The sequence below is a fragment of the Streptomyces sp. NBC_00400 genome (assembly GCF_036048035.1).
GTDB lineage: Bacteria > Actinomycetota > Actinomycetes > Streptomycetales > Streptomycetaceae > Streptomyces.
On record NZ_CP107940.1, the window covers coordinates 1,229,997 to 1,255,542 of the forward strand.

Here is a 25,546-nt window from a genome sequence, read left to right on the forward strand (position 1 = left end):
AGCAGGCCGCGACCGTAGGGTCTGGCCCGTGGCTACTCCGGGATGGATACCGCCGACGGATACCGAGCGGCGGCTGTACGAAGCGACGGCGCGTGGTGACGGGGACGGTCAGATCGCGGCGATCGCCGGTGAGGATCTGTATCTGGCGGCACCGCAGCAGGGCCAGGACCCACTGCCCGTCTACGACGACCCGGCGGCGGGTGGTAAGTGCATTCCCGTCCTGACCCGCGGCATGCTGCCGCCGTGGCAGCCGCAGGAGTTCTTCGACCGGGTTTCGCTGGAGGAGCTGGCGCAGGACTGGCCGAACGACAAATGGCGGCTCGCGGTCAATCCCGGGACGCCGTGCGCCGTGTACCTGGCCGCCTCCCCGGCCCACCGCGCCGGCTGGCTGCAGCGGCGCGCCCAGGTCGGGGCCCGGCCCGGCGGGCTGCTCGTCACGCACTTCGGCGGTCCGCTGCACGGCCCGGTGGCGCAGGGGCTGGCGTGCGGTGCGCCGCTCGCGGTGCACCACAGCGTGCCGTGGAACGAACTCGGTACGGCCTTCCTCGACCACGCCTCCGACGCACAGACCCTGCGCGAACAGTGGTCGGTGACCGATCCCGCCGGCTGGCAGCAGCGCCTGGACCAGTTGCTCGGCGGGCAGTTCGTACCGGCGGAGACGGAGACGGCGCTGCGGGCGCGGGCCGGCGGACGCGGGGCCGGGGCCGGGGCCGCTGAGGAGACGGCGGGCGGGGAGGCGGCTCCGGAACCCGCGGACTCCCAGGCCCCAACGGCCTCCCCGGCCACCGCCGCCACGTCGGCCGTCCCCGAGCTCGTGACCAGGTACGAAGAGCGGTTCCGCGCCGACGGACTGCTGCCGCCGGCGGACGGCCGGGTCGTGTCGCTCGTCGCGATGGACCTTGCGCATGCCGTCGCTCTCGTCCGCTGGGGCCTGGGCGCCCGGCTGTGCGCACCGCAGCAGGCCGAACAGGCCGTGGCGCAGGCCGGGGTGAAGGCCAGGGAGGTGTACGGCTCGTGGGAGGAGTTCGCCGCGGGCTATGCGCTGGGGCGGCTGCTGGCGTTCGACAACGGCTGGTTCGGGCCGGAGTACGCGCAGGCCGTGCACCTGCACCGGGTCCTCACCCAGGACCCGGCCTCGCCGTGGCGCGGTCTGCCGTTCGCTTGACGGAGGGCCTCGCTTGACGGTCGAGCGCGTCGCTTGACGAGGCCCGCGTCACTCGACGAGGGCGCGCCCCGGCGGGCGGTCACGCGGTGCGGGTTCGGTGTAGACGTAGGGCATGGATGTAGCTGTTTGCCTGTTCAGCTCCGACCTCCGGCTGCACGACCAGCCGGTGCTGCATGCCGCACTGCGCTCCGCGGCGCAGGTGGTGCCGCTGTTCGTCGTCGATACGGGCGTCGCCGACGCGGGGTTCATGGTGCCCAACCGGGCGGCATTCCTGGCCGGCGCACTGGCGGATCTCGATGCCGGACTGCGCGGTTGCGGTGGTCGGCTGGTCATCCGTACGGGGGATGTGGTGGCCGAGGCCTGCCGGGTGGCGGCGGAGGCCGGAGCCGGCGAGGTGCATCTCGCGGCCGGGGTGAGCGGCTATGCGCTGCGCAGGGAGCGGCGGTTGGCCGACGGGCTGGCGGCGGCGGGGCGGTCGTTGGTGGTGCACGACGCGGTCATCACGGCGCTGCCGCCCGCCACGGTGCTGCCCTCCGGCCCGGGCAAGGACCACTTCGCGGTCTTCACGCCGTACTTCCGGCGCTGGCAGGCCGCGGGGCTGCGGTCGGTGCTGCCCGCGCCTCGGTCCGTACGCGTCCCGGACGGGGTGCGGTCCGAGGACCTGCCGTCGGCGGCGGACCTGTGCCCGGGCGGGAAGCCGTCGCCCGCGCTCCCGGAGGGCGGCGAGCGGGCGGGGCGCCGCCGGTTCGGTGCCTGGCAGCGCTCGGGCATGGCCGACTACCGGAACCGGCAGGACGACCTGCCGGGCGATGCCACGTCGCGGCTCTCGCCCTATCTGCACTTCGGCTGCCTCTCGCCGGTGGAGCTGGTGCACAAGGCGTCGGCCCGCCCGGATGCCGGTGCCGAAGCGTTCGTACGGCAGCTGGCCTGGCGGGACTTCCACCATCAGGTACTGGCGGCCCGCCCCGGCGCGGCAAGCGCCGACTATCGCACGAAGGGTGACCGCTGGCGGTACGACGACGCCGAGGTGACGGCCTGGAAGGAGGGCCGCACCGGCTATCCGGTGGTCGATGCGGGAATGCGGCAGCTGCTGCACGAGGGGTGGCTGCACAACCGGGCGAGGATGCTGGTGGCGAGCTTTCTGACCAAGACGCTGTATGTGGACTGGCGGGTGGGCGCGCGGCACTTCCTGGACTGGCTGGTGGACGGCGATATGGCGAACAACCAGCTCAACTGGCAGTGGGTGGCCGGGACCGGCACCGACACCCGCCCCAACCGGGTGCTGAATCCGCTGGTCCAGGCCGGACGGTTCGACCCGCGGGGCGACTACGTACGGCGCTGGGTGCCGGAGCTGGCCGGCCTCGCGGGCGCGGCGGTGCACCAGCCGTGGAAGCTGACCGGGCCGGAGCGCGCGGCGTACGACTATCCGGACCCCGTGGTGGACCTGGCGGACGGACTGGTGCGGTTCAAGCGGGCACGCGGGCTGGAGTAGTCAGGGCGGAGTAGCCGGGGTGGCGCGTGGCCGGGCCGGAGCAGCCGGGGTCCGCGGGCGGTTGCCGTGTCGTGGGCGGCAGCCGCGCCGGGAGATGATGCAGGACGGATACGTCGGATGCGACGGATAGTACGGATAGTACGGATGCTACGGAGAGGACGGATGCGACATGGCCGGGAGCGGTATGCGCCGCGGGCTGGACCGGACGCTGCTGGACCGCGCACTCGGGGCGGCGGGGCCGAGGCAGCCGGCCGCGCTGCCGACGTGGGCCCAGTTCCGTACCGCACTGCGCCGTACACCGTTGTCGGTGTGGCACGACGATGTGACGGACTGGGCCGCGAGCCTGACGTACTACTCGGTCCTGGCACTGCTGCCGACGCTGATCGTCACGGTGTCGCTGATCGGTCTCGCCGATCCGGCGGCCACCGAGCAGCTCATCAACCAGATCACGTCGATCGCACCGGCCCAGTCGGGCCCGACCGTGCACCGTGCGCTGGTCGGCATGGCGCATCAGCGCACCGCCGCCTGGGTGGTGCTGGGCGGCGCCCTGGTCAGCGCCCTGTGGTCGTCCTGCAGCTACCTGGCCGTCTTCCGTCGCGCGCTGCACGCCATGAACCGCACCAAGGACGACCGTCCGCCGTGGCGCAAGGCACCGCGGATTCTGATGACGGCGCTGCTGCTGATGGCCCTGCTGATCAGCAGCGCGGTGGCCCTGCTGGTGAGCGGGCCGATTGCGACCGCACTGGGCCGGGCCGTCGGGCTGGGCGAGGCGGGCGAGGCGACCTGGAACCTGCTGAAGTGGCCGCTGCTGCTGCTTCTGGCCACGGTGCTGGCGATGGTGCTGTTCCGTTCCGGCCCGCCCAGCTCCCGCGGCGTCCGCAGAGCGGCACCCGGCGGTGTCGTCGCCGTGCTCCTCTGGCTGGTCTCCTCCGCCGGCTTCGCGGCCTACACCTCGTACGTCGGCACCTTCAACCGGCTCTACGGTTCGCTCGCGGGGCCGGTGGTGTTCCTGATCTGGCTGTGGTTCTCCCATCTGTCGCTGCTGTCCGGCGCCCAGTTCAATGTGGAACTGGCGCGCGCGGGGCGGGTGGTCCGGCCGCGCTCGGGGAGCTGAGGGCGGGGTGGCCGGTGGGGGCTCGATCAGCGGGCGCCATCGCTTGGAGCGGCGGCTCAGCGGGCTCCGTGCCCCGGGGCGATCGCCTCGATCCGGTGGGCCAGGCCGAAGTCGAGATGAGTGATCCGCCCGCCGATGCTGTGGGTGTTCACCGAGACCGCGAGTCGGTTGTACCCCAGCGTCAGCTCGGCGTGATGCCCCAACTCCTCCTGGATCTGCGCGATATGGATGACCATGGCAGCGGCCGGGAAGTGCCCGTGGAAGGCGTAGCCACGGCACAGCATCCCCCCCTCGACGGACCAGCCGGGCAGCTCCGCGAGCCGGTCCTCGATCTCCTTGAAGCTGAGCGGTTCCAGTTGAGCTGCCATGGCGTTCGCCTCTCCCCGTGTACCGACCACCGATGAGCCGGTCCCCTATACGCATGAATACGCATGAACGTGCACGGTTACGGTCGGGACCGCCGCCGCCCACTGCCACGGCGGCCGCGCCCACTCCAGCGTGGCACGCCGACGACACTTTCGCGCACCCACGGCGCGCGCCCCTCCCGTACACCCCACCGGCACCGGCCCTCGGCTACCGTCCCTCCCATGACAACTGCTGAGGCGTCCTCCCCGGAGACGACCACAGGCGTGGGCTCCCTGCTGCGCGAATGGCGCGACCGGCGCCGGATCAGCCAACTGGAACTGGCCCTGCGCGCCGACTCCTCCGCCCGCCACATCAGCTTCATCGAGACCGGCCGCTCCCGCCCCAGCCAGGAGATGGTGCTCCGCCTCGCCGAACACCTCGACGTCCCCGTACGGGAGCGCAACGCCCTGCTGATCGCAGCGGGCTACGCCCCGACCTTCCCGGAGACACCGCTGGACGACCCGTCGATGGCCGCCCTGCGCTCCGGATTGGAACGCCTCCTGACCGGCTACGAGCCCTTCCCCGCCCTGGTGGTCGACGGGACCTACCACGTACAGGCGGCAAACCGCGGCGTCACCGTGCTGCTGGACGGCATCGCCCCTGCCCTCCTCCAGCCCCCGCTGAACTCCATGCGCCTCACCATGCACCCCGACGGCCTGGCCCCCCGCATCCGCAACTACCGGGAATGGCGCAGCCATCTCCTCGCCCAGATGGAACGCCAACTGGCCCTGATGCGCTCCCCCCGCCTGCGCGCCCTCTACGACGAGGTGAGCGCCTACCCCCTCCCCCCGGGCGGCCGCGAGAAGGCAGCCTTCGGCGAACACGCCCCCTTCGCCCTCCCCATGATGCTCGAACACGACAACACCGTGCTGTCCTTCATCTCGACCATCGCCACGTTCAACACCCCGATGGATGTAACCGTCTCCGAGCTGGCAGTGGAAACCCTTCTGCCGGCTGACCCGGAGACGGCGGCGTATCTGCGGGAGACGGGCCTGTAGCGGGCGGCGGGCGGCCGGGCCTTACGGGACGGCCCTGGCCGTGCCGGAGGGCTCGGGCCGCTCGGGTGGCCCGGGTGGCCCGGGTGGCCCGGACGGCAGCGGGACCGAACGGCTCGGACGGCTCAGACCGCCGACGGCACCCGGTCCAGAAACCCACACACGGACCGAATCCGCCCGTCCTCCCCCAGCCGCACCACATCGAACCCGGCCACCGGCGCCGAACCATCCGCCACACTGACCAGCTCCCACCCGAACCGCGCCATGTCATGGTGCCCGTCCACGCCCCCCAACTGCCGGAACACAAACCCGGGGAACTGCGCATGCGCCCCCGCGATGGCCGCCGCCAGCCCCTCGTGCCCCGCGACATCGGCCAACGGATCCGTATACGTGGCATCCTCACCGAAGGCCGCCGCGACGGCCTTGGCCCGCGGCCCCTCCTCCGTCGCATTCCACGCCTCGAAGTACCGCGCTACCACCGCCGCGTACCACTCGCCCGCCCCCGAGGACTGCTGCACAACCTGCTGCTGCTCCTGCTGAGTCATGACGTGCTCCTGCTCCTGGTGAGATCCGAACGGCACCGGTACCAAGCACTGTTGCCGGCACCGCTTCACGGGCCGGAGTGCGCCGGCCCGTGAACCGATGCCTTCACCTTGCCGGGCGGCGGGGAGGGGGTCGATTACTCGGGAGGTAAGGGGAGGGCAGGAAGCCTGGCTATACAGGCGGACAAGGCCATTCAGCGCTCTCGCCCGTTGAACTTCGCGATGGCCTCCGGCAGCTCCATCAGCGACTCGATGCGGACAGGCACGACGGATACGACGGTCAGCAGTACGGCGCCTGGCCGGTGAGGGACGCGGCTACTCGCATCCATACGCCGAAGAGGCGGTACAGGGTGGGGAGTTGGCCTTCCGTCTGAACGGTCCGGCTGTCCACGGAGGTGACCGAGGGGATTCCCAGAAGTGTCGATGCCACCGAGGACGACTGCCAACGGACCCTGAGGGTGGACGAGCCCGAAGTCGCGGCCCGCCGGGGCGCTTTCCGCCTTACGGAGAGACTGGCCGTGACCGCTTCCTCGATCGCCTGGCGCGCTTCCACAGCCGGGCGCAGCTTCGCGGCGAAGCGGTCATGTGCGCTCTTCACGGCCACGGTGGTGACGGAATCGTCCCACGCCAAGGTTTCCGCGCAGGCGCTGTCGTCACCGGTGAGGGCCACCATGGGCACACCGAGCACCGCTGCGGTGGCGTGGGTCAGGCCGATCTCGCCCACCGGCATGCCGTCCAGCCATATGTCCTCGATCTCGTGCCCCATGAAGCTGTGACTCAGCACGCCGAGCGTGCCGGCTCGAGAGTGGTAGCCGACGCAGATCATGGCGTCGTGTTCGGGGGTGAGGCCTTCGAGCATGCCCATGTGCTTGGGCTTGCCGCGGATGAGGCGGGCCTCCGGGTGCAGCGTCTCGGGCACCAGATTGCGCATGGGGCCGTGTGCATCGTTCACGACGACATCGGTGGCGCCTGCCGCCAGGGCACCGCGGACAGCGGCGTTGACGTCCTCCGCCATCATCAGACGCCCGCGCTCGTAATCCCGCCCACTCGGCTGGACGTCGTCGGCATCGACGAGCCCCGTGATGCCTTCCATGTCCGCGCTGATGTAGATCCGCACTTCGCATACTCCTCGACCTCAAGCCTCACGTTTGACCGGATGGGGGACGCTGAGCGTTCCTCGCCCGGTTCCTGGGCGCGGACAAGGCCGGGCGGAAAAGGCGGAGAGACGGAAAGCTCCTCGAGGACGAACCTTGCCGACGGTTTCCCCACCTGCTCGTCTTTCAGGTTCAGTTGTCCGGGGACGAACGCGTACCCGCGCGCCACCCGCCGAAGCGCCCCGGGCAGACGAATGCCCCCTCGTGCCGAAGCGGAGAGGGGGCCTGATGTCGCGTTCGCGGGGTCAGGACAGGGTGGCGGTGAGGGTGATGGTGGTGCCGGCGAGGGCCTGGCTCACCGGGCAGTTGACCTTGGCGTCCTCGGCCGCGGACTTGAAGGCGGACTCGTCGATGCCGGGCACCTGGCCCTCCACGGTGAGGTGGATTCCGGTGATGCCGGTGCCGGGCTGGAAGGTGACCGCGGCCTTCGTCGTGAGCAGCGTCGGTGGGTTTCCGGCCCCGGTGAGCGTGTTCGACAGGGCCATGGAGAAGCAACTGGAGTGGGCGGCGGCGATCAGCTCCTCGGGGCTGGTCTTCCCATTGGGATCCTCGGCGCGGGAAGCCCAGGTCACAGGGAAGTGACCGACTCCCGAGGAGTCGAGCGTGACCTCCCCCAGGCCCTTGAACAACTCGCCCTCCCACTCGGTGTGAGCGTTACGTGTGGTGGCCATGGTGAACCCTTTCTGTGTACGGATGACGCGATGACGTCGACTCTCCGATCGTCCGCCCTGGGGTGGTCTGCCCGGGTTTACGACGCGCCGCACCATGCGACTCGGCGGTCCGTCCGCACTCGGGAGCCGTCGCCTGACCAGGCCGCCTGGCCAGGCCGAACGTGGTTGCCGGCGGTCCCCTGACCGGGAACGTTGCGGAGTACGCGGGGCGGCTTAGCCTTGGAGGTATTGCCACGCTTGCCCCGGCCCCATGCCGCTGGGCGGCATCCGGCGGCGACTGCGGCAACCCGCGCCGACCCGTGTCGAGCGGGTGGCCGGTGAGCAACGCCGACGAGAGGACAAGCCATGAGCCCCCTGACCCCAGACGAAAACGCGCCCCCGGCCGGAGAAGCTTCCACCGACGGCACACAGTCCGCAGCGGAGGCGGCGGACACCCAGGCCGCCCTGGTCGAGCTCGCGGCCAGTGTGGCTCTGCTGCCGCAGGCGCCACCGGCCGAGGGCGAGGAGGAACGTCCCGAGGGCGCTGTCTCCCTGCCGGTGATCGAACAGGACGGCAACCGGTACGTCCCCGTCTTCACGACCGAGAATGCGCTGCTGACGGCCGGGGGCGACCTGGAGACCGCGCTCCGCATCCCCGTCGTCGACCTGGCCGCGAACTGGCCCGCGGACGACCTGTGGATGGCGGTCGACCCGTCTTCCGAGCAGGGCCTTGCCCTTCCCCCGGACCTGGTGCGGGCGCTGCCCGTCTTCAGCCGGCACGCCGATGACGCGGCCGGCCGGGCGGGCGAGGCCGGTGCGGAGGGGATGGAGGGGGCGTAGGGAGGCGGCGACGGAGAGCCTGGTCCGTCGCGGGCCGGAGGACCCGCATTGCCTGCCACACATCGGGCGGGTATGAGTGCCCGCTGTCGATGAGAGCCGGGTCCCTGACGTGCCCGCAGACAGACACCTCAGGGATCCAGAACCCGGGATCGACGGCGCCAGTTCCTGCGCGCCGTCTTGGGGCGTCCCTGCCGGCGGAGAACTGGGGGGGGTGCCCGCCGAATGCGGGAGCGCGGGCGACAGCGGTGCGGCAGCGGTGCGGCAGAATCGCGCATATGCGCGTAGTGATTTTATGTGGTGGAGAGAGCTCCGAGCGGGATGTTTCGCTGGCCTCGGGCTGGTCGGTTGCCCAGGCATTGCTTGAGCGGGGTCACGAGGTGGTGCTGGTCGATCCGGCCGCAGCGGTGCCGGTCCTGGCTGGACCGCTGCACCCTGGTGACACGGTCGACGCAATCAGCGTCGCGAAGGAACCACCGTCCCTCTCCGATCAGCAGCAGTGGCGGCGGCGCATGTACGCGGCCCTGACGGGCGGTCCGGTCCTTGATCTCCTGCGCGGAGCGGAGGCCGTATTCCTGGCGCTGCACGGTGGCTGGGGTGAAGACGGGCATGTGCAGACGCTGCTGGAAATGGCGGGCATCCCGTTCACCGGTGCGGGCAGCGCGGCGTGTGCGGCGGCCTGGCACAAGGGCCGGGCACAGGCGGTACTCGGCGCGGTGGGGCTGCCCGTGGTCGAACGGGCACTGTGGCGGCCCGGGGACGGAGACGTGCCCGAGAACGTGGAACGACTGGTTGCGGCGGGTCCGGTGGTGGCAAAGCCGGCAGCGGACGGGTCGAGTGTGTCGGTGCACCGGGTCGACTCGCTGTCGCAACTGGGCCAGGTTGCTTCCGAGGTGCGCTCCCGTGGGGTCGAGCTGCTGGTGGAGCCGTTCCTGCCGGGGCGCGAGTTCACTGTGGCCGTGGTCGGTGATCAGGTGCTTCCGGTGGTCGAGATCGAGCTGACGACTCCGGTGTGGGACTACGCCGCCAAGTACCAGCCGGGAGCGGTGAGCGAGGTGTGCCCTGCGCGGGTCCCGGCGGCCTTCGCGTCCCGGCTGCAGGAGCTGGCCCTGCACGCGCACCGGGCGCTGGGATTCGACGGCGACTCCTACTCGCGCACCGACTTCCGCTGCGATACAGGTGGCGAGCCGATGTGCCTCGAAGTGAACGCGCTCCCCGGCCTGACGGCAACGAGCCTGTTGCCGCTCGCGGCCACCGGGGCCGGCTGGACCTACCCCGACCTGGTCCAGCGCATCCTCGACCTCGCGGTCCGCTGAGCACGGACCGTGTCCGCACGGACGGGGCAACCCCGCATGGGACGGGCCCCCCGCGTGAGTGCCGGTCTCCGGAGCGTCAGCCAAGCTCCCGCGGTCCGTAGATGGCGTGGCCGACGCCGGTAGCGAGTGCCCAGTAGCGATCGCCGTAGGACCAATGCCACCACTCGGTCGGGTAGTTGACCATGCCCGCTGCGGTCAGGGCCTCGGTGAGGATCTGCCGGTTCCCACGCGCCTCCGAACTGATGTTGCGTGCGGCGGTATAACAGGCGCCCTCACTCACTTCCGGGCCGGCATCCACCGGCGTCCCCATATCAAGTTCCCGGCCATCGGCGGCGACGAGAGTCACGTCGACGGCAGCGCCGGCGCTGTGCGGGGCGATCTCCGGGGGAGACACGAACCGGCTTGCGGCAGCACGAACCTGTTCCGAGGGCCAGCCGGGGTTGTCGTTCCGGAGCCTTTCGGCATACCGCTCGAAGTAGAAACGTTGCACCGCAGGCGGCCGGTACCCCTCGATGAACAGCAACCGGACGCCGTCCGGCAGGAGCTCCCGGGCATCGAGAAGGCGGTTCAAGACACCTTCGCGCACATACGCGAAGGCCCCGGCATCGTCTTGCTCACGCGTGTCGACGGGGAAGGGATCCTGACGTCGGACATCGAGGAGTGGTTCGTTGCAGTCCTTCACCGGTATGGCTGCAATCTTCGGATCTGACATCAAGACGATCTCGGTCATGGACTGATCATTGCGCACCGGCCTCGACGACGTCCGCTCAACCGCCCGATCAGGAGCAGGCACCGGACGCACCACCCTGTCCTGCTCCAACTCACCTGCAGAATTCTCCACTTGAGATGCCCCTGCGCCTCGCACTGAAACGATCGGTGAGTGGCAGGATCGGGTCATGACCGATGACTTACCGGCCCGTGCGCGGGGCCTCTGGGAGCAGTTGGCGGAGGCGCCTGTGTCGTTCCCGTCGGACGGAGGCTCCGTGATCGCTGTCTCTGCCGAGTCTCGGCTGTGCCCGGCCGCCTGGACGGGAATCGTGAGGCTGGGCGATGCCGCGGTGATCACGGTGCCGGACGAGGCTCAGGCGCTGCTGTTCCGTCGTGCGGTGGTGGACACGCCGGTTGAGTCCCTGATGCGCCCCGGCACGCTCCGGGCGCTGCTGCCGGTGGTCGACGTGCTCGGCCCCGCCTCGCTGGCGTACCTCTCGATGGACGACTTCCGCCCTGAGTTCGGTGGGACGGCGGTCGGCTGCTTGCCGCCGGGCCATGATGGCCTTCGGGCGCTGGCAGGGTTGGTGGGACCGGAAGATGCAGGCGAGAGCGGCATCGACGAGATCGACTCCCCGGTGTTCGTGGTGCGCGACGGCCCCGAGGTCGTGGCTGCCGCGGGATACCGGAGGTGGCCGGCGTCGACCGCGCACCTGTGTGTGCTGACTGCTCCACAACGGAGAGGGCACGGTCTGGCGCGGCAGGTGGCCTCCGAGGCGGTGGCCCACGCGCTTGGCGCCGGACTGTTGCCGCAGTGGCGTGCGCGTCCCGCGGCCTCCCGGCGGGTGGCTGCCGCGCTCGGATTCCGGGAGATCGGCGGTCAGTTGAGTGTGCGACTAGGAGTCGGTCAGGGAGTGGGGCTGGCCGTCCGGTAGTGGTAACCCCCCGCCGGACCGGGGGTGGACCGGCCCTCGACGCGGGGGCGGACCGGCCCTCGACGCGGGGGGCGGACCGGCTCCCCGGACGGGGGGCGGACCGGCTGTCGGGGCGGGCGCGGTGCCAGAAGACTCGTCCGTATGACGACGAGTCTTGAGACCCCTTCCCCGCCGGCCGATGCGGGAGCACCCGTCGGCAGCGACTTTGCGCGGCTGTCGCGGCGCATCGTCGCGGCCGGGCTGTTGAAGCGCCGGCCCGGGTACTACGCGGTGCGGCTGTCGGCCGTGAGCGCGGCATTCGCCGGGGGCTGGGTGGTGTTCATCGCGCTGGGCGACAGTTGGTGGCAACTGGCCGTGGCCGTGTTCCTGGCGTTCGTCTTCGGGCAGATGGCGCTGGTCACCCATGATGTGGCGCATATGCAGGTGTTCCGTCGGCGTCGGCCCAGTGGAGTCGGTGGGCGGCTGTTCGGCAACCTGGGTGTGGGGATGTCGTACGGCTGGTGGATGGACAAGCACACCCGGCATCACGCCAACCCCAACCATGAGGAGCTGGACCCGGATGTCGCGCCGGACATCCTGGTGTGGTCGCAGGACCAGGCGCGGGCCGCCACGGGGCTGCCCCGCTTCATCGGCCGTTATCAGGCGCAGTTGTTCTTCCCGTTGCTGACGCTGGAAGGGTTCAATCTGCGGGTGGCGAGCATCCGCGCGCTGCGGTCGCCCACCATGAAGCACTGGGGCAGCGAGGCAGCGCTGCTGCTGACGCATATCGGCCTGTATCTCGCCGCGCTGTTCCTGGTGCTGTCACCCGGTAAGGCGCTGGCCTTCCTCCTCGTCCACCAGGCCGTCTTCGGTGTGTATCTGGGGTCCACCTTTGCGCCCAACCACAAGGGGATGCCGACGCTGACGGGTGACGCACGGCCGGACTTCCTGCGTCGTCAGGTGCTGACCTCGCGCAATATCCGGGGCGGGGTGATGACCGACTTCCTTCTCGGCGGGCTCAACTACCAGATCGAGCACCACCTCTTCCCCAGCATGCCGACGCCGCATCTGCGCCGTGCCCAGAAGATCGTGCGTGCCTACTGCACCGAGATCGGGGTCCCGTACCACGAGACCGGGCTGATCAGGTCGTACGCGGAGGCACTGCGGCACTTGCGGCGGGCGGGGGAACCTCTTCGGAGTCCGCGGGTGTAGGCACAGCGGTCGTGGCGGTGGGAGCAGTTGTGGCCGTCGTGGCCGCGGTCTCCGCCTGTCGTGCCGTACGCCGGGCCGCCATGAAGGCGTAGACCAGGATGCCGGCGAACAGGAAGAGCACACCCTGGTAGATCGCGGCGTAGCCGGCGCCGGCGACGAGCCAGAAGGTGAAGCCGAAGGCGGCCAGGGCGAGGGTCAGATCGCGGGCGAAGCGGGCGGGGCGGACCTGGTCGCGGCGGCCGGTGAGCAGGAAGTAGACCTGGGCGCCGGCGGCGAGGAGGTAGGGGACGGTCGCCGAGAAGGTGGTGATCAGGACAAGGATCTCGAACACGCCGCCGGACCCGATGAGGTAGTTGATCACCGTGAGGGCGCTGGCCAGCACACCGGCGGCCAGGACGCCGAAGGTCGGGACACCGCGCCGCTTGGTCAGGAACGGCGCGGGGAACAGCCCGTCCTTGGCGGCGGCGTACGGGGACTGGGCGCTCATCAGGGTCCAGCCGTTGAGAGCGCCGATGATCGAGACGACGGCGGCGAGCGCGACGACCGTGCCGCCCCAGTGTCCGCCGAACATGGCGTTCACCGCGTCGGAGAACGGCGCCTGGGACTTCACCAGCTTGTCGTGGGCGACGGTGCCGAAGACGGCGACGGTGCCCAGGAGGTAGACGACGGCGGAGCCGATGGTGCCGAGGACGGTGGCCCGGCCGACGTTCCGCTCCGGGTCGCAGACCTCGCCCGCGCTCATCGCGGCGGACTCCACACCCACGTAGGAGTAGAGGAGGATCGCGGCGGCCGCGGACATTCCGCCGGCCGCGCTGCCGCTGCCTTCGTGGAACGGGCCGAGGTTGGCCGGGTCGAAGAAGAACAGGCCGACGACGGCGATGAAGAGGAGCGGGATGAACTTGAGGACGGTGGAGATCGTCTGGACCAGGCCGACGTAGCGGGTGCCGGCGAAGTTGGCGACGGCCGGCAGCCAGAGCGCGCCGAGTGCGATCGCGAGGTCGGCGCCGCGGGAGGGGTGGCCGGGGAGGAGGACGTGGACGTAGCCGACGATGGCGACCGCGAGCGCCGCGTTGCTGACCCAGGTCATGGTCCAGTACGACCAGGCGGAGAGGAATCCGGCGAAGTCGCCGAACGCCTCGCGCGCGTAGACGTAGGGGCCTCCGGTGTCCGGGTGGCGCTCGGCGAGCCGCCCGAAGACCAGGGCGAGTGCGAGGGCGCCGATGGTCAGTGCGCCGAAGGCGACCAGGCTGACGGTACCGAACGGGGCGACCGAAGCCGGCAGTAGAAAGATGCCGCCACCGATGATGTTTCCCATCACCAGACAGGTGGCGGTGAACAAGCTCATCCGAAACGGTGACTTGGCTTGAGTGTGCAGGTCAGAGCCGGTCTCGGGGTGCTGAGCGGCAGGGCTGCGGTGCATGTGGGGCGCATCTCTCGTCGTGCCGGGCCGTCCGGTGCGCCGGACTGGTGCACATGGTCACCGGATCGGCGGCACGCTTCAAAATCGCCGTGAATACTCCCGCCACTGGGGCCTGCTGGTGAAAGATCTGCGGTCTCGTGGGTGAACGACAGGATTCCCTCGGCAGGCCCATTTATTGCGTATGGTGTGCAATAACCATCACTGTGCAATTACCTCGGCCGCAGTGTGCGAGAGGAGAACGGCATGCGTGGGACACCCGTCGTGCTGGGCATCGAGTCGTCCTGTGACGAGACGGGCGCCGGCCTGGTGCGGGACGGGCAGCTCCTGGGCCACGCCGTGGCGTCGAGCATGGGCGAGCACGCCCGGTTCGGCGGCGTGGTGCCGGAGATCGCCGCCCGCGCCCATGTCCACTCGTTCACCCCGGTGGTGCACCGGGCGCTGGAGGAGGCCGGGCTGCGGATGTCCGAGGTCGGGGCGGTCGCGGTGACGACCGGGCCGGGGCTTTCCGGTGCGCTCCAGGTCGGGCTGGCGGGGGCGAAGAGCCTGGCGTACGCGCTGGACGTGCCGCTGTACGGGGTGCACCACCTGGCGGGCCATGTCGCGGCCGACACCCTGGAGCACGGTCCGCTGCCCGACCCCTGTGTGGTGCTGATCGTCTCCGGCGGCCACACCTCGCTGCTGCTCGTCCGCGACCTGGCCCGCGATCCGATCGTGCACCTCGGCGACACCTTGGACGACGCCGCCGGCGAGTGCTTCGACAAGGTCGCCCGGGTCTTCGGACTCCCCTACCCCGGCGGGCCGGCCATCGACCGGACGGCGCGCGAGGGCGACGCGGGTGCCGTGCGGTTTCCCCGTCCGCTGACCGGGCCGCGTGATGATCCGTACGGCTTCTCGTTCTCGGGGCTGAAGACCGCCGCCGCACGATGGGCGGAGCGGAACCGCGGCCAGGCCCTGCCGGTGGCCGACGGAGCGGCCGGGCTGCAGGAGGCGGTCGCCGATGTCCTGACCCGCAAGGCGGTGGCCGCCTGCACCGCCCACGGCGTCGGCACCCTCGTCGTGGTGGGCGGGGTTGCCGCCAACTCCCGCGTCCGGAGCCTGGCGGAGGAGCGCTGCGCCGCCGCCGGGATCACCCTGCGGGTGCCGCCGCTGCGGCTGTGCACCGACAACGGCGCGATGATCGCCGCCATCGGGGATCTGCTGGTCCGGGCGGGCGCCGCACCGGCCCCGCTGGATGTCTCGATCGATCCGTCGGCGCCCCTGGAGTACGCCGCACTGCACCCGGTCGCCCGCACCGCCGCCGTGAACGTATCCGCCTGACCAGTACGGACCGGATCCGGGGGGGGCACATCCGGCGGGATCCAGCGGGCGGCGGAGGGGCGGGAGCCGTGCGGGCGGGACACCGTAGTGATCAGCCGTCCGCGGACGTCGTGAGTCCGGCCAGCGCCCGCGACAGGGCGGTCAACGCCTGGGTGACGTGCGGGAGTTCCAGCGGGTCCGGCGCGGCCAGGACGCGTTGCCGCAGCTCCCGGTCGGCGCCGAGCAGCGCCTCGACGCCGAGGCGTACCCGCAGGGCGCCCGGCGCGTCGCCGAAACGGTGTCCGCCGCGCGCTCCCCAGGGGGCCAACTTCCGCTCCAGCGCACGGGATTCCACGGTCCCGCGGGCCGCCATCGGCCGGCGCAGCGGTTCGAGGTCGGCGTAGAGATGGCTGCCGGAGTGCGGCGGGCGGCAGAGGGCGCCGGCCTCGGTGACGGTGTGGTGGAGCGCCGCGGCGAGCATGCCGTACACCCGGGCGGCGGTGGCCGTACGGGCACGCACCTCGTCGGGTTCGCCGAGCGCATACGTGACGGCACAGCCGACCGGCCCGGGAATGGGCACCGGGACCGCGGTGAGCGCGTCCAGTGCGGCGGCCCGCAGGACGGCTCCGCGGTCGGTGCCGGGGAAGCGGGCCAGCGCGGCCGGCCAGGAGTCGGGGACCAGCGTGGCCCGCAGGTCGGTGAGCACCACGACCTCGCCGGGCAGCATCTCGGCGGGGCTGAGCAGCACGGTGTCATGCGGATCGTGCAGCAGATCGCGGCGCGTCTCGTCACTGATGATCCACAGCCCTTCCTGCGCGGCCGCTTCACAGACCTCGTGCAGTTGCTCGGGCGCGGGGCAGGTGCCGGTCGGATCGTCGGCGACGGACAGGACCAGGACACGCGGGCTGTCGCCGTGCATCCGGGCCCGGCGGACGGTCTCCAGCAGCGCGAACGGGTCGGGCACGCCGCCCGATTCCGCCGGTACGGGCGCGAGGTGCACCGGCCGCCCGAGCTGCCGGGCGGGCGGCGCGTACCACTCGGAGCAGGGCCGCGGCAGCACCACCGCCCCGTCCGTCGCGGCGTACAGCGCGAGGAGCAGGGCCGGCGCCCCGGGGGCGGCGAGGATCCGGTCGGGGGTGGTGACCAGGCCGCGGCGTTCCCAGTAGCCGCAGGCGGCGGTGCGCAGTGGCGCGCTGCCGCCGGGCGGCTCGGCTTCGGTGCGGTCCGCCGCCGCGGAGAGGTACGCGGCGAGCGCCGGCAGGACCGGCAGGCCCACCGGCGGATCCGGGTCCGGCTCCCGCTGCGGATCCGGGGCGGTCCGCTGCATCCGTACCTCCACTCCACGACGGCGGGGCGATCGTGGGCCCCTCTCGCCCGAGGGAAACCCCAAGACATCCCCTGGGGCGGCCCCGTCCACCTTGGCAGATCGCGGGGGTGGCGGCGGGGCGACACGTCAGCGCGGGGCGGGACCCGCGCTCACTGCGCCGGGCGCGCCGCGGCGGACTCGTAGCGATGCACCGTGACCACCTCACCGCCGTCCCACTCCTGCCGCTCGGTGGCACGGCGGATCCAGCCCAGCCGTTCGTAGAGGCCGATGGCCGCGGTGTCGGTGGCCTTGACCTCCAGTACGGGGCGCAGTCCACGGGCGGCCGCCGCCGTCTCGACGGTGCGCAGCAGCCGTCCGCCGAGGCCCGCGCCGCGGGCGGCGGGTGCGACGCACAGCCGGCTGACCTCGTGGCCGCACAGCGCCGCGTGGCCGACGACCGTACCGTCGGTCTCGGCGACCCAGGCGGCGGTCAGTCCGTCGGGGGTCAGCCAGCGCGCCGGATCGTCCGGCCAGTGGTGCGGATAGCCGCTGTGGGTGTGCACCTCGGCCAGCAGCGCCACACAGGCGTCGAGGTCGGTGTCGCGCCGGTTCCTGATCATCGCCGCTTCCGGATCATCGCTGTTTCCTGATCATCGCTGTTTCCTGATCATCCCGACAGCGAAGCACGGATGGCCGGGGCTGGGGAGGCCGGGGCCCACGGTGGCCGGGGCAGAGACGGCCGGGGCCAGGCGCGGCCGGGGCAGGCGCGGCCGGGGCACGGCAGCCCGGTCTGCGCGCGGCACCGCCCACCGCCCCGCCACGGCCGCGCACCGCCCCGCAACGCCGCGCACCGCCCCCCAGCAGCCCCTTCCTGCCTGTTGCGGCGAGTCTGGGGTACAAGAGGGCGCATGCGATCGCTACTTCCCCAACTCGACCGGCGGACCTTCCACCTCATTGCCTCCCGCGAATGGCCGGGCGCACAGCGGGTCCTGCCCCGGCTGACCCGCAGCGCCAACCACGGACTGCTGTGGTTCGGCATCGCGGCCGGCGCGGCCGCACTGGGCGGCCGGCCGATGCGCCGGGCGGCGCTGCGCGGAGTGGCGTCGCTGGCCGTGGCGTCGGCGACGGTGAATACCCTCGGCAAGGGCTCGGTGCGGCGCCAGCGACCGCTGCTGGACGCGGTGCCGGTCATACGGCAGCTGCACCGTCAGCCCGTCACCTCCTCGTTCCCGTCCGGGCACGCGGCCTCGGCGGTGGCCTTCGCGACCGGTGTGGCCTTCGAGAACAAGTGGTGGGGCCTGGCGCTGGCGCCGGTCGCCGCCTCGGTGGCGTTCTCCCGCGTCTATACGGGCGTGCACTATCCGGGTGATGTGCTGGCGGGTGCCGCGCTGGGGGCCGGTGCGGCGTTTGCGGTCCGCGGCTTCGCGCCGACCCGCGCCCAGCTGGCGCCGCCCGCCAGACCGCGCGCCGAGGCGCCCGCGCTGCCGGGCGGCCGGGGTCTGGTCGTGGTGGCGAACCAGCGCTCGGGGCAGCGCACGGGCCCCGGACCGGACCGCGCCGAGGAGGTGCACGGGGTACTGCCGCAGGCCGAGGTGACGGTGTGCAGCGGGCCGGACGGGGAGCCGCTGGACAAGGCCCTGGAAGATGCCGCGGAGCGGGCCAAGGCGCTGGGCGGTGCGCTGGGGGTGCTCGGCGGGGACGGCACGGTCAATGCCGCCGCGGAGGTCGCGCTCCGGCACGGGCTGCCGCTCGCGGTGCTGCCCGGCGGCACCCTGAACCACTTCGCGTACGACCTCGGGATCGAAACCTATGCGGCGGCGGCACGCGCCGTGGAGACCGGTGAGGCCGTCGCGGTGGACGTGGCGCGCTTCCGGGCCGGGCCGCATCCGGAGGCGCGGCACTTCCTCAACACCTTCTCGATCGGCGCGTATCCGGAGCTGGTGCGGATCCGGGAACGGTGGGCCGGGAAGATCGGCGCCTGGCCCGCCGGAGTCCTCGCGGCGTGGGAGGTGCTGCGCACCGCCGAGCCGCTGACCCTCACGGTCAATGGCGAGCGGCGGGCCGTGTGGCTGCTGTTCGCCGGAAACTCTCAATACCGGGGGCTGGGGTTCGCTCCGGTGCGCCGGCACGACCTGGCGGACGGGGTGCTCGACGTACGGGTGGTGCACGGTGGCCGGCTGGCCCGCACCCGGCTGCTCGCCGCGGCCCTGCTGGGCACCCCGCGCAGCTCTCCGGTGCTCGGCGAGGCGCGTCTGTCGCGGCTGCGGATCAGCGGGCTCCCGGAGGGCACGACACTGGCCTTCGACGGTGAAGTGGCCCCGGCCCCGGCCGAGTTGACGCTGGACAAGCAGAACGAAGCACTGACCGTCTACCGGCTGCTGCCCGAATAGTAAGACCCCACTCTCATGATGCGAGATTGCGGCGTACGGTGTGATCACCACGCCGCAGAGCGGCCGCGCGGGGTACGTGCGGCCGCCAGGCGGTGGCCGGGATGCCGTGCGCACCCCGGCCACCGCTCCCCCGCATGCGAAGGAGCCGGTCATGCCGCAGGAATCCGCCGTCTACACCCACGGCCACCACGAGTCCGTACTGCGCTCCCACACCTGGCGCACCGTCGACAATTCGGCCGGATACCTCCGGGATGCGCTGCAGCCGCACATGCAGATCCTGGACGTCGGCTGCGGCCCCGGCACCATCACCGCCGACCTGGCGGCCCTGGTGCCGGACGGTCAGGTCACCGGCCTGGAGCAAGCACCGGACGTACTGCGGCAGGCCCGCGCCACGGCCGCCGACCGGGGCCTGACGAACGTCCGCTTCGCGGTCGGCGATGTCCACGCACTGGACTACCCCGATGACACCTTCTGCGTGGTGCACGCCCACCAGGTACTGCAGCACGTGGGCGACCCCGTCCAGGCGCTGCGCGAGATGCGCCGGGTCACCAAGCCCGGCGGGATCGTCGCCGTCCGGGATTCGGACTACTCGGCCATGACCTGGTACCCGGAGGTCGACGGGATGGCCGACTGGCTGCGGCTGTATCTGCGGGTGGCCCGCGCCAACGGAGGCGAACCGGACGCCGGACGCCGGCTGCACGCCTGGGCACGGCAGGCCGGTTTCGCCCCGGAAGCGATCACCGCCACCGCCGGCACCTGGTGTTACCACACCCCGCAGGAACGCTCCTGGTGGAGCGAGCTGTGGGCGGAGCGTACGGTCGGCTCCTCCTACGCGCGGATCGCGGTGGACGGCGGGCACGCCACCACGGAGCAGCTGGACCGGATCGCTCAGGCCTGGCGGGCGTGGGGCGCCGAAGAGGACGGCTGGTTCGGCATCCTGCACGGCGAGATCCTGTGCCGCGTCTGACGAACGGGACGACCGGGGCGGCCCCGGGGTGACGGGTCCCCCGGGGCCTGCCGCCGGTGTCCGGGCTCCCGGGGCCGGGCATCCGGGGGCCGGGCATCCGGGGGCCGGGGAGGCGAGGGTCCGGGGATCCGGAGGGGTCAGGCCCCGTCGTCCGGGGCACCTCCTTGCCACAAGACCCGACGGGGAGCGGTCGATGATGACCAAGTGATCGCGCACCCGCGGGCCGCCCAACTAGGGTTGCCCGTATGGACATTCTGGGGACCTCATTGCGGGTGTGCGTCGGCGATCTCGATGCGGCGATCGGCGTCTACGAACGGCTGACCGGCGCGGAAGCGATCCGTTTCCAGCGCGGCGGGGTGGCGGTCGCGGCCGTCGGGTGCTTCTTCCTGATGAGCGGCCCCGAAGCGGAGTTGTCGGTGCTGCGGAAGATCACAGCGACCATCGCCGTCAAGGATGTCGACGATGCGGTGGCCGATCTGACGGCCGTCGGCGCGGACATCGTCGCCGGTCCGCTGCCGACACCGATCGGCCGCAATCTGGTCGCCCGCCACCCGGACGGTTCGATCTTCGAGTACGTCGACCGGAAGCAGGAGGGCGAGGCTTAGACCGACCGGCAAATGGGTGGGCAGGACTGCCTAGACGGGCCCGAACAAAGGTAGGCACGAGCCTTGAGTGATCATGGAGTTCTTGACGCTCAGTGATCACCCGGAGGGCTCGTGCCTGCGGTCCCATCATGCCTTCTGGAACCCTTGTGGGACCAATTCGCCGCTCTCCTGCCCGTGCGGAGCGGGTACGCCGAGAGGCATCCACTGGGCTGTCACCGGCGACGGATCCCGGACCGCACCGTCTTCGAGTACATCGTGCTCGCTCTGGTCCACGGCTCCGGCTACGAACGGATCGCCGGCCCCGGATGCTCCGACCGACGCCGCGTCAGACAGTGGGCTGAACTGGGGATATCCGAGAAGGTCCACGCCCTCGCACTTGAGGCGTACGACCGCATGATCGGCCTCGGGCTGAGCGAGATCTCGGTCGACGGCTGCGTCACCAAGGCCCCGTCCGGCGGTGACAAGGCCGGGCGGTCGCCGGTGGACCGGGGCAAGCAGGGGCTCAAACGCTCGGTCGCCTCCGATGCCTGCGGTGTCCCGCTCGGGATCGTCTCCGACGGAGCCAACCGACACGACTCGCCCCTGCTCGGCCCCACCCTGGATGCAGCGAAAGCACAGGTCGGCGAAATGCCGCAGACGGTCAACATCAACCTCGACCGTGGCTACGACAGCGCCAAGTCCCGTGCGCTGATAGCCGAGTTGGGATTCACCGCTGAGATCGCGTGCAAAGGAGTGCCCGCCCCGATCCAGGCCGGCAAGCGCTGGGTGGTCGAGCGCACGCACTCGTGGATGAACGACTACGGCAAGCTGCGGCGCTGCACGGACAGGAGTGGCAGCGTCGTGGACTTCTACCTCTACCTCGCCGCCGTCCTCGTCACCCTCCGCATGCTGATCCGCCGAGCAACAAGCCGCTACCGCTGGGACGGCCGACCCACCACCCGACGCCTCTAGTGATCCATTTGCCGGTCGGCCTTAGGTGCTGGTCCCGGCCGCGGCCGTTGGTATGGCAGAACAACCTGTCCGCGCTGCACTCGGCGCCGGGCCCCAGCCAGTTGGACACGTCCACGGCCAGCACGAGCCGCCCGTCGGCCGCCGTGGGCTGGGGCAGCGCGGCCAGCGTCCGCCGCAGCCGACCGGCGTCGATCCGCCCGTGGCTGAGGGCGTCGTACAACGAGCCGCGCCCGCGGCGGTGCTCGGCCAGGAGCGTCAGGTCCACCGGCGTTGTCACCGGCCCGTCCGCACACAGCAACGCGTCGGTCAGCTCGAACAGCTCGTCACGGCGGGCGGTCAGACACGCATAGAAGTCGTCCCGGAAGTGTGACGCCACCGCGAACGGCTCCTGCTGGGCATCGTGATGCAGCAGACTCAATCTCCCACGGCCTTCGCGCTGGTCAGGTGCGTCCTTGGTCGGAGCACAGGATCAGGCGAAGGCTGTGTTCACGTCCCCGGAATCCCCGTTCGGTCGATCATGTTCGGGGGCATCGTTCGAGGTGCAGCGACGCCCACCAACCACAGTGATGCCGCAGCTCACAACATCGCCGTAAAGAACGAAGAGTCTGCGATTCAAGGCGCAGATCCGGCTCGACCGTCGAACCAGGCCCGGCTCTCCGGCTGGTTAGGCCGGATGAGGGCCAAGATCGCGGGCACTAGCCAAATCACCCCGAGGATGGGTATCACCCGGTAAAACGCAGGGGCGAAAGGGAGGGCGGTCCAGCCGTATGCGAAGGCCGAGACTCGCAGGTTGGGGTGTCGGGTCGGGAACTTGAGGGCGGTGAGGATGCCCCACGCGGCCACGGCCAGCACGAGGATCCCGGCAAAGACGACTCGCCCCGCGCGTGCCTCACCCGGAGTCTGACAGCACGGAGTCGATGCGTCGCCTTCGCCCCAGATTGAGGTGGCGACGGCAATGCTATTGGTCACCAGAGCAAGACCGAGTACGGCCTGCATGGCACCGAGGATCATCATCAGCACACGCAACTGCCGGACCGGCTCGGGCATCTGCGCCCCAGGAGGTACTGGAGGATGTCCGGGCCCCCAGGTCTGGCCCGGACCACCAATTCCAGCGGACCCCTGGGCTCCACTCGCCCACGCACGTTCCCAGGGCCGCCTGCTCTCAGGCTCGTCCATGTCGTCTGGTCTCACCCTGTTGCCCTCCCCCGGCATGGCTCACGTGTACGCGCCATCTTCCAGTGGCATGGGGCGGCTGTCCAGAACGCAACAGGACGTACCGATGGCAGCCGGTTCCGGCGTCCGCTACAGGATGAAGTCCAGGAGCGGACGTCTGCTTCTCACGTTTGAGTCGGAGCAGACCCCGGGGTGGCCGAACTCAGTCGAGACTCTGGCACCACATGTGCGGCCCGAGGACCGCACACCCCCTCCAGACGCAATGCATACCGAGTACCTGGACCTTAAAGAACAAGGTCAGAACCTGTTTCTGAACTCGAACCGTCGAGACGCGATGGCTGTGTCGGGGTATGGACGGGTGAGGAGACGGACAGCACCGAGCCGGACACCGGCGATGAGGACAAGGTCCTGCCCGAGCTTCTCGTGGCTCGGGCGGACGGGATGTGTGCCCCTCGTGCGGAACTCGTCCGCAGTCCAGGCTGGCAGCTTGCAGTCCGGCGGGCTCTGTGGTTTTTCGCGGTGTCTCATACCGCGGCATACGGTGCGCCGGGCTGAGTCATTTGGCACCAGGGCGACCTTCCCACGGCAACAATGGACGTTGTTGCAAACACAGTTGGGGGTGCTGATGGTTGAGACAGTGGTTCAGATCTTCACGCAGATGGCTGGCGGGGCTCTGACTTCGGTGGGTACCGGGGTGGGACAAGCGGTATCAGACATCGTGCGCGAGCGCTTCGCGACAGATGAACGTGGCCGTTCGGCAGTACAGGCAGTCGACGACCAGCCCGGAAGCCCGGAGGCGACAGCCTCACTCAGATCCGTGCTGCGAGCCGAGTTGGAGGCCGACCCGGAGTTCGCCCGGAAGATCTCCGCCGCCTTGGAAGAGCCCCCGCCTGCCACCTCCTCACGCTCGGCCTCTGGCAGCATCACGATTGACGGCACAACGATGCGGGGTAACCAGACAATCGCCCTCGGGCCCGTGACGTTCCACAACACACGCAACGTCCGTCTGTCCCTGGCCGGTGCCGCCTTGGCCTTTCTCGCCCTGGTCATCTTGGGAATCTACGGCGGGACACGGCTGGTCACCGGGGGCGACCCCGGTCAGGAAAGAGCTGTGACGGCGCTGAGCGCCGCAGATCTGCGTCAGGTACTCCCCGGCCCTGGGAGCCTGCCGGCAAAGTGGACACGGCCCAAGCCGCCCGAGCACCCGACGGTAAGGCAAGCTCCAGGGTTGGTCGCGACCGAGGCCGTCGGCTATCTGATGGGGGATCCGGACGCCGGGCTGTCCCTTATTGCCTTCGGTTTCACGGACGCGGGCAAGGCCAGCGACTTCCTCCGCGCCATGAAGAAGTCGGGGGACCCGGACGGACAGGCAGAGAAGGAGGGCGCCAGCGTCCCGATGCCGGAAATCGGGGATGAACTCTGGGCCGTAGCAGAACCCGCCAGCAGTATGCGCCCCGGTCGCGCCGGCCTAGTTCTGCGTGTCGGCACAGTTGTCGTGTTTATCGAAGGCTATGACACTGACGACCAGGCCTTCGCCACATCACGGCTGGAAGTATTGGCGAGAATAATGGCTGAACGGGCGCAGCAGGCGCAGAACGGCCAAACTCCGACCGCCTATGTACGCGATGCCTGAAACGCACGTCAGCCAGCCACCACGTTCGAGGCATGTTTCAGGCTGTGTGCGCCGCTTGGGGCGGGGTGATGGGCAGGCGGTTCGGATTCTTCCTGCCCCGGGTGAGACGCCTGGCCATGAGGGTGATCGCCGCCCAAGTGATCAAGGTTTCGGAATGCTGGACGAGCCGTTCGTAGTCCCGCGCATGCCGGCGGGCGTGCATCATCCAGGCCCAGGTTTGTTCCACGACCCAGCGGCGGGGCAGCACGATGAATCCGGAGGCGTCCTTGGGACGGCTCACGGTCTTGATCGTGAGATCAGGTTGCGGTGTACGCGGGGACGCCGCAGCCGCTCCAGAAGTCGGCCGGCGCAGACGACGACCAGCAGCAGCCAGCCCGCCGCGATGGCGGCATCGATCGCCCCCAGGAACAGCGTCGCTCCCAGGACCGAGTACCCGTCGGGCAGGAACTGCGGCACCACGGCCACGAAGAAGATGCCGACCTTGGGGTTGAGCAGGCAGCTCAACAGCCCCTGCCGGAAGGCGCGTACCGGCCCCAGGTATGCGGCCGGACGGTCCGGAACACCCGCCGCCAAGGGCGCGTCCCCGGACTCGGCGACCGCGCCCGACCGCCGGTGGGCCCACAGCGCCTGCGCGCCCAGCGAACAGCGCAAAGCCCACTACCGCAGCCGTCACGGCGAGATCTCACCTGCCAGCTCCCCGACGGTCCGCTCCAGCCAGGCGCGGTCGGCCTTGCTGGTGGCGTGGGCGAGTTGGAGCATGCCGCGCCGGAAGCGGTCGGTCATGTCGCGGGCGCGCAGTGGGCGGCCGTCCTCGTAGAAGTAGCTGCCGGGCTTGTCCATGAAGGCGAGGCGGCGGCGTAGTACGCGGGCCTGGTCGGCCGGGTCGGGCAGCCGGCCGAGGAAGGCCAGCAGGACGAAGAAGGAGTTGCGGTCGGTGATTTCGAGGTCGGCGGGTTCGCGCAGCCGGCGCAGGAATTCGGCTCGGCCGGAGGTAGTGAGGGTGAGGACCTGGCGGGGTGTGGCGCGTTCACCCGGTTCGGTGTGACGGGTGAGGTGCCCGGCGGCCTCCAGACGCTTGATGGCGGGGTAGAGAGCGCCGTCGCTCACGGGGCGCACATGGCTGCTGAGGCCGGAGATGCGGGCGCGCAGATCGTAGGCGTGCAGGGGCTCCTCGTCGAGGAATCCGAGGATGCAGAGGGTGAGCACCGGGCCTCCGAGGTGCGTGCTTCGCGGTCGTCGTGGCTGTCCAGAGTAGCCACGTCAGGGGCTATGCCTCTAGTAGAGATGCATCGAGTAGAGAG

General features: G+C 70.8%; 25 protein-coding genes and 2 pseudogenes. 14 read left to right on the plus strand and 13 right to left on the minus strand.

Annotated features, from left to right (window positions below; all coding sequences use genetic code 11):
• Positions 1 to 28: 28 nt before the first annotated feature.
• The 3 genes from OHS81_RS05450 (at position 29) to OHS81_RS05460 (ending at position 3,771) form a co-directional block, all read left to right on the plus strand.
• Entirely contained in the window at positions 29 to 1,165 is a 1,137-nt protein-coding gene (locus OHS81_RS05450; protein WP_328382952.1) for a DUF1266 domain-containing protein, read from the plus strand.
• 112 nt (positions 1,166 to 1,277) lie between these two features.
• The gene (locus OHS81_RS05455; RefSeq protein WP_328382954.1) at positions 1,278 to 2,657 is read left to right on the plus strand and encodes a cryptochrome/photolyase family protein; all 1,380 of its coding nucleotides are present in this window, start codon (positions 1,278 to 1,280) and stop codon (positions 2,655 to 2,657) included.
• Between the two features lie 169 nt (positions 2,658 to 2,826).
• On the plus strand, positions 2,827 to 3,771 hold the full coding sequence (locus OHS81_RS05460) for a YihY/virulence factor BrkB family protein (protein WP_328382956.1): 945 nt from the start codon (positions 2,827 to 2,829) through the stop codon (positions 3,769 to 3,771).
• 56 nt (positions 3,772 to 3,827) lie between these two features.
• On the opposite strand, the gene OHS81_RS05465 is transcribed toward OHS81_RS05460, so the two are convergent.
• Positions 3,828 to 4,139, minus strand: a complete 312-nt coding sequence (locus OHS81_RS05465; protein WP_311621718.1) for a 4a-hydroxytetrahydrobiopterin dehydratase — start codon at positions 4,137 to 4,139, stop codon at positions 3,828 to 3,830.
• 219 nt (positions 4,140 to 4,358) lie between these two features.
• Here OHS81_RS05465 and OHS81_RS05470 point away from each other — a divergent pair, with 219 nt between their 5' ends.
• The gene (locus OHS81_RS05470) at positions 4,359 to 5,174 is read left to right on the plus strand and encodes a helix-turn-helix domain-containing protein (RefSeq protein WP_328382960.1); all 816 of its coding nucleotides are present in this window, start codon (positions 4,359 to 4,361) and stop codon (positions 5,172 to 5,174) included.
• Positions 5,175 to 5,296: 122 nt separating this feature from the next.
• Here OHS81_RS05470 and OHS81_RS05475 read toward each other — a convergent pair whose 3' ends face one another.
• The 3 genes from OHS81_RS05475 to OHS81_RS05485 all read right to left on the minus strand — a co-directional run bounded on the left by OHS81_RS05475 (position 5,297) and on the right by OHS81_RS05485 (position 7,538).
• On the minus strand, positions 5,297 to 5,716 hold the full coding sequence (locus OHS81_RS05475) for a nuclear transport factor 2 family protein (protein ID WP_328382962.1): 420 nt from the start codon (positions 5,714 to 5,716) through the stop codon (positions 5,297 to 5,299).
• Positions 5,717 to 5,993: 277 nt separating this feature from the next.
• Entirely contained in the window at positions 5,994 to 6,830 is an 837-nt protein-coding gene (locus OHS81_RS05480) for a M55 family metallopeptidase (RefSeq protein ID WP_328382964.1), read from the minus strand.
• Between the two features lie 282 nt (positions 6,831 to 7,112).
• Positions 7,113 to 7,538 carry an OsmC family peroxiredoxin gene (locus OHS81_RS05485; protein WP_088800969.1) on the minus strand — a complete coding sequence of 142 codons (426 nt, stop codon included), beginning with the start codon at positions 7,536 to 7,538 and terminating at the stop codon, positions 7,113 to 7,115.
• A 345-nt stretch (positions 7,539 to 7,883) separates the two neighbouring features.
• Between OHS81_RS05485 and OHS81_RS05490 the strand changes: the two genes are divergently transcribed.
• Both OHS81_RS05490 and OHS81_RS05495 read left to right on the plus strand, forming a co-directional pair.
• Entirely contained in the window at positions 7,884 to 8,357 is a 474-nt protein-coding gene (locus tag OHS81_RS05490; protein ID WP_328382969.1) for an SseB family protein, read from the plus strand.
• A 275-nt stretch (positions 8,358 to 8,632) separates the two neighbouring features.
• A complete protein-coding gene (locus OHS81_RS05495; RefSeq protein WP_328382971.1) occupies positions 8,633 to 9,670 on the plus strand; it encodes a D-alanine--D-alanine ligase family protein in 1,038 nt (345 codons plus the stop codon).
• A 76-nt stretch (positions 9,671 to 9,746) separates the two neighbouring features.
• Here the strand turns inward: OHS81_RS05495 and OHS81_RS05500 are convergent, their stop codons facing one another.
• Entirely contained in the window at positions 9,747 to 10,400 is a 654-nt protein-coding gene (locus OHS81_RS05500; RefSeq protein ID WP_328382972.1) for a M15 family metallopeptidase, read from the minus strand.
• A 253-nt stretch (positions 10,401 to 10,653) separates the two neighbouring features.
• Here OHS81_RS05500 and OHS81_RS05505 point away from each other — a divergent pair, with 253 nt between their 5' ends.
• Both OHS81_RS05505 and OHS81_RS05510 read left to right on the plus strand, forming a co-directional pair.
• A complete protein-coding gene (locus OHS81_RS05505; protein WP_328382974.1) occupies positions 10,654 to 11,313 on the plus strand; it encodes a GNAT family N-acetyltransferase in 660 nt (219 codons plus the stop codon).
• Positions 11,314 to 11,454: 141 nt separating this feature from the next.
• Positions 11,455 to 12,504: a fatty acid desaturase family protein gene (locus OHS81_RS05510; protein WP_328382976.1), complete on the plus strand. Its 1,050-nt coding sequence runs from the start codon at positions 11,455 to 11,457 to the stop codon at positions 12,502 to 12,504.
• Here the strand turns inward: OHS81_RS05510 and OHS81_RS05515 are convergent.
• A complete protein-coding gene (locus tag OHS81_RS05515; RefSeq protein ID WP_328382978.1) occupies positions 12,434 to 13,849 on the minus strand; it encodes an amino acid permease in 1,416 nt (471 codons plus the stop codon). The two genes, OHS81_RS05510 and OHS81_RS05515, sit on opposite strands and share 71 nt — an antisense overlap.
• 318 nt (positions 13,850 to 14,167) lie before the next feature.
• Between OHS81_RS05515 and tsaD the strand changes: the two genes are divergently transcribed.
• The gene (gene tsaD / locus OHS81_RS05520) at positions 14,168 to 15,241 is read left to right on the plus strand and encodes a tRNA (adenosine(37)-N6)-threonylcarbamoyltransferase complex transferase subunit TsaD (RefSeq protein WP_328382980.1); all 1,074 of its coding nucleotides are present in this window, start codon (positions 14,168 to 14,170) and stop codon (positions 15,239 to 15,241) included.
• A gap of 91 nt (positions 15,242 to 15,332) precedes the next feature.
• Here the strand turns inward: tsaD and OHS81_RS05525 are convergent, their stop codons facing one another.
• Together OHS81_RS05525 and OHS81_RS05530 are read right to left on the minus strand one after the other, a co-directional pair.
• Positions 15,333 to 16,547: an aminotransferase class I/II-fold pyridoxal phosphate-dependent enzyme gene (locus OHS81_RS05525; protein WP_328382982.1), complete on the minus strand. Its 1,215-nt coding sequence runs from the start codon at positions 16,545 to 16,547 to the stop codon at positions 15,333 to 15,335.
• A gap of 149 nt (positions 16,548 to 16,696) precedes the next feature.
• Positions 16,697 to 17,146, minus strand: coding sequence for a GNAT family N-acetyltransferase (locus tag OHS81_RS05530; RefSeq protein ID WP_328382984.1), 450 nt, complete (start codon positions 17,144 to 17,146; stop codon positions 16,697 to 16,699).
• 288 nt (positions 17,147 to 17,434) lie between these two features.
• Between OHS81_RS05530 and OHS81_RS05535 the strand changes: the two genes are divergently transcribed.
• From OHS81_RS05535 to OHS81_RS05550, 4 genes are all read left to right on the plus strand, one after another.
• On the plus strand, positions 17,435 to 18,916 hold the full coding sequence (locus OHS81_RS05535; RefSeq protein ID WP_328382986.1) for a bifunctional phosphatase PAP2/diacylglycerol kinase family protein: 1,482 nt from the start codon (positions 17,435 to 17,437) through the stop codon (positions 18,914 to 18,916).
• Between the two features lie 151 nt (positions 18,917 to 19,067).
• Positions 19,068 to 19,883, plus strand: a complete 816-nt coding sequence (locus OHS81_RS05540) for a class I SAM-dependent methyltransferase (protein WP_328382988.1) — start codon at positions 19,068 to 19,070, stop codon at positions 19,881 to 19,883.
• 245 nt (positions 19,884 to 20,128) lie between these two features.
• Positions 20,129 to 20,488, plus strand: a complete 360-nt coding sequence (locus OHS81_RS05545) for a VOC family protein (RefSeq protein WP_328382989.1) — start codon at positions 20,129 to 20,131, stop codon at positions 20,486 to 20,488.
• Positions 20,489 to 20,599: 111 nt separating this feature from the next.
• Positions 20,600 to 21,439: an IS5 family transposase gene (locus OHS81_RS05550; RefSeq protein WP_328382990.1), complete on the plus strand. Its 840-nt coding sequence runs from the start codon at positions 20,600 to 20,602 to the stop codon at positions 21,437 to 21,439.
• 40 nt (positions 21,440 to 21,479) lie between these two features.
• Here the strand turns inward: OHS81_RS05550 and OHS81_RS05555 are convergent.
• A pseudogene (locus OHS81_RS05555) lies at positions 21,480 to 21,857 on the minus strand (transposase); the annotation flags it as partial.
• Positions 21,858 to 22,051: 194 nt separating this feature from the next.
• Positions 22,052 to 22,486: a hypothetical protein gene (locus OHS81_RS05560; protein WP_328382991.1), complete on the minus strand. Its 435-nt coding sequence runs from the start codon at positions 22,484 to 22,486 to the stop codon at positions 22,052 to 22,054.
• Positions 22,487 to 23,249: 763 nt separating this feature from the next.
• On the opposite strand from OHS81_RS05560, the gene OHS81_RS05565 reads away from it, so the two are divergent.
• Positions 23,250 to 24,245 (plus strand): hypothetical protein, encoded by a 996-nt coding sequence (locus tag OHS81_RS05565; protein WP_328382993.1) that lies wholly within the window; start codon positions 23,250 to 23,252, stop codon positions 24,243 to 24,245.
• 97 nt (positions 24,246 to 24,342) lie between these two features.
• On the opposite strand, the pseudogene OHS81_RS05570 reads toward OHS81_RS05565, so the two are convergent.
• The 3 genes and pseudogenes from OHS81_RS05570 to OHS81_RS05580 form a co-directional block, all read right to left on the minus strand.
• A pseudogene (locus tag OHS81_RS05570) lies at positions 24,343 to 24,543 on the minus strand (transposase); the annotation flags it as partial.
• Positions 24,522 to 24,896: a LysE family transporter gene (locus OHS81_RS05575; RefSeq protein ID WP_328382995.1), complete on the minus strand. Its 375-nt coding sequence runs from the start codon at positions 24,894 to 24,896 to the stop codon at positions 24,522 to 24,524. The pseudogene OHS81_RS05570 and the gene OHS81_RS05575, both read right to left, overlap by 22 nt.
• A gap of 18 nt (positions 24,897 to 24,914) precedes the next feature.
• On the minus strand, positions 24,915 to 25,451 hold the full coding sequence (locus tag OHS81_RS05580) for a PadR family transcriptional regulator (protein WP_328382997.1): 537 nt from the start codon (positions 25,449 to 25,451) through the stop codon (positions 24,915 to 24,917).
• Between the last annotated feature and the right edge of the window lie 95 nt (positions 25,452 to 25,546).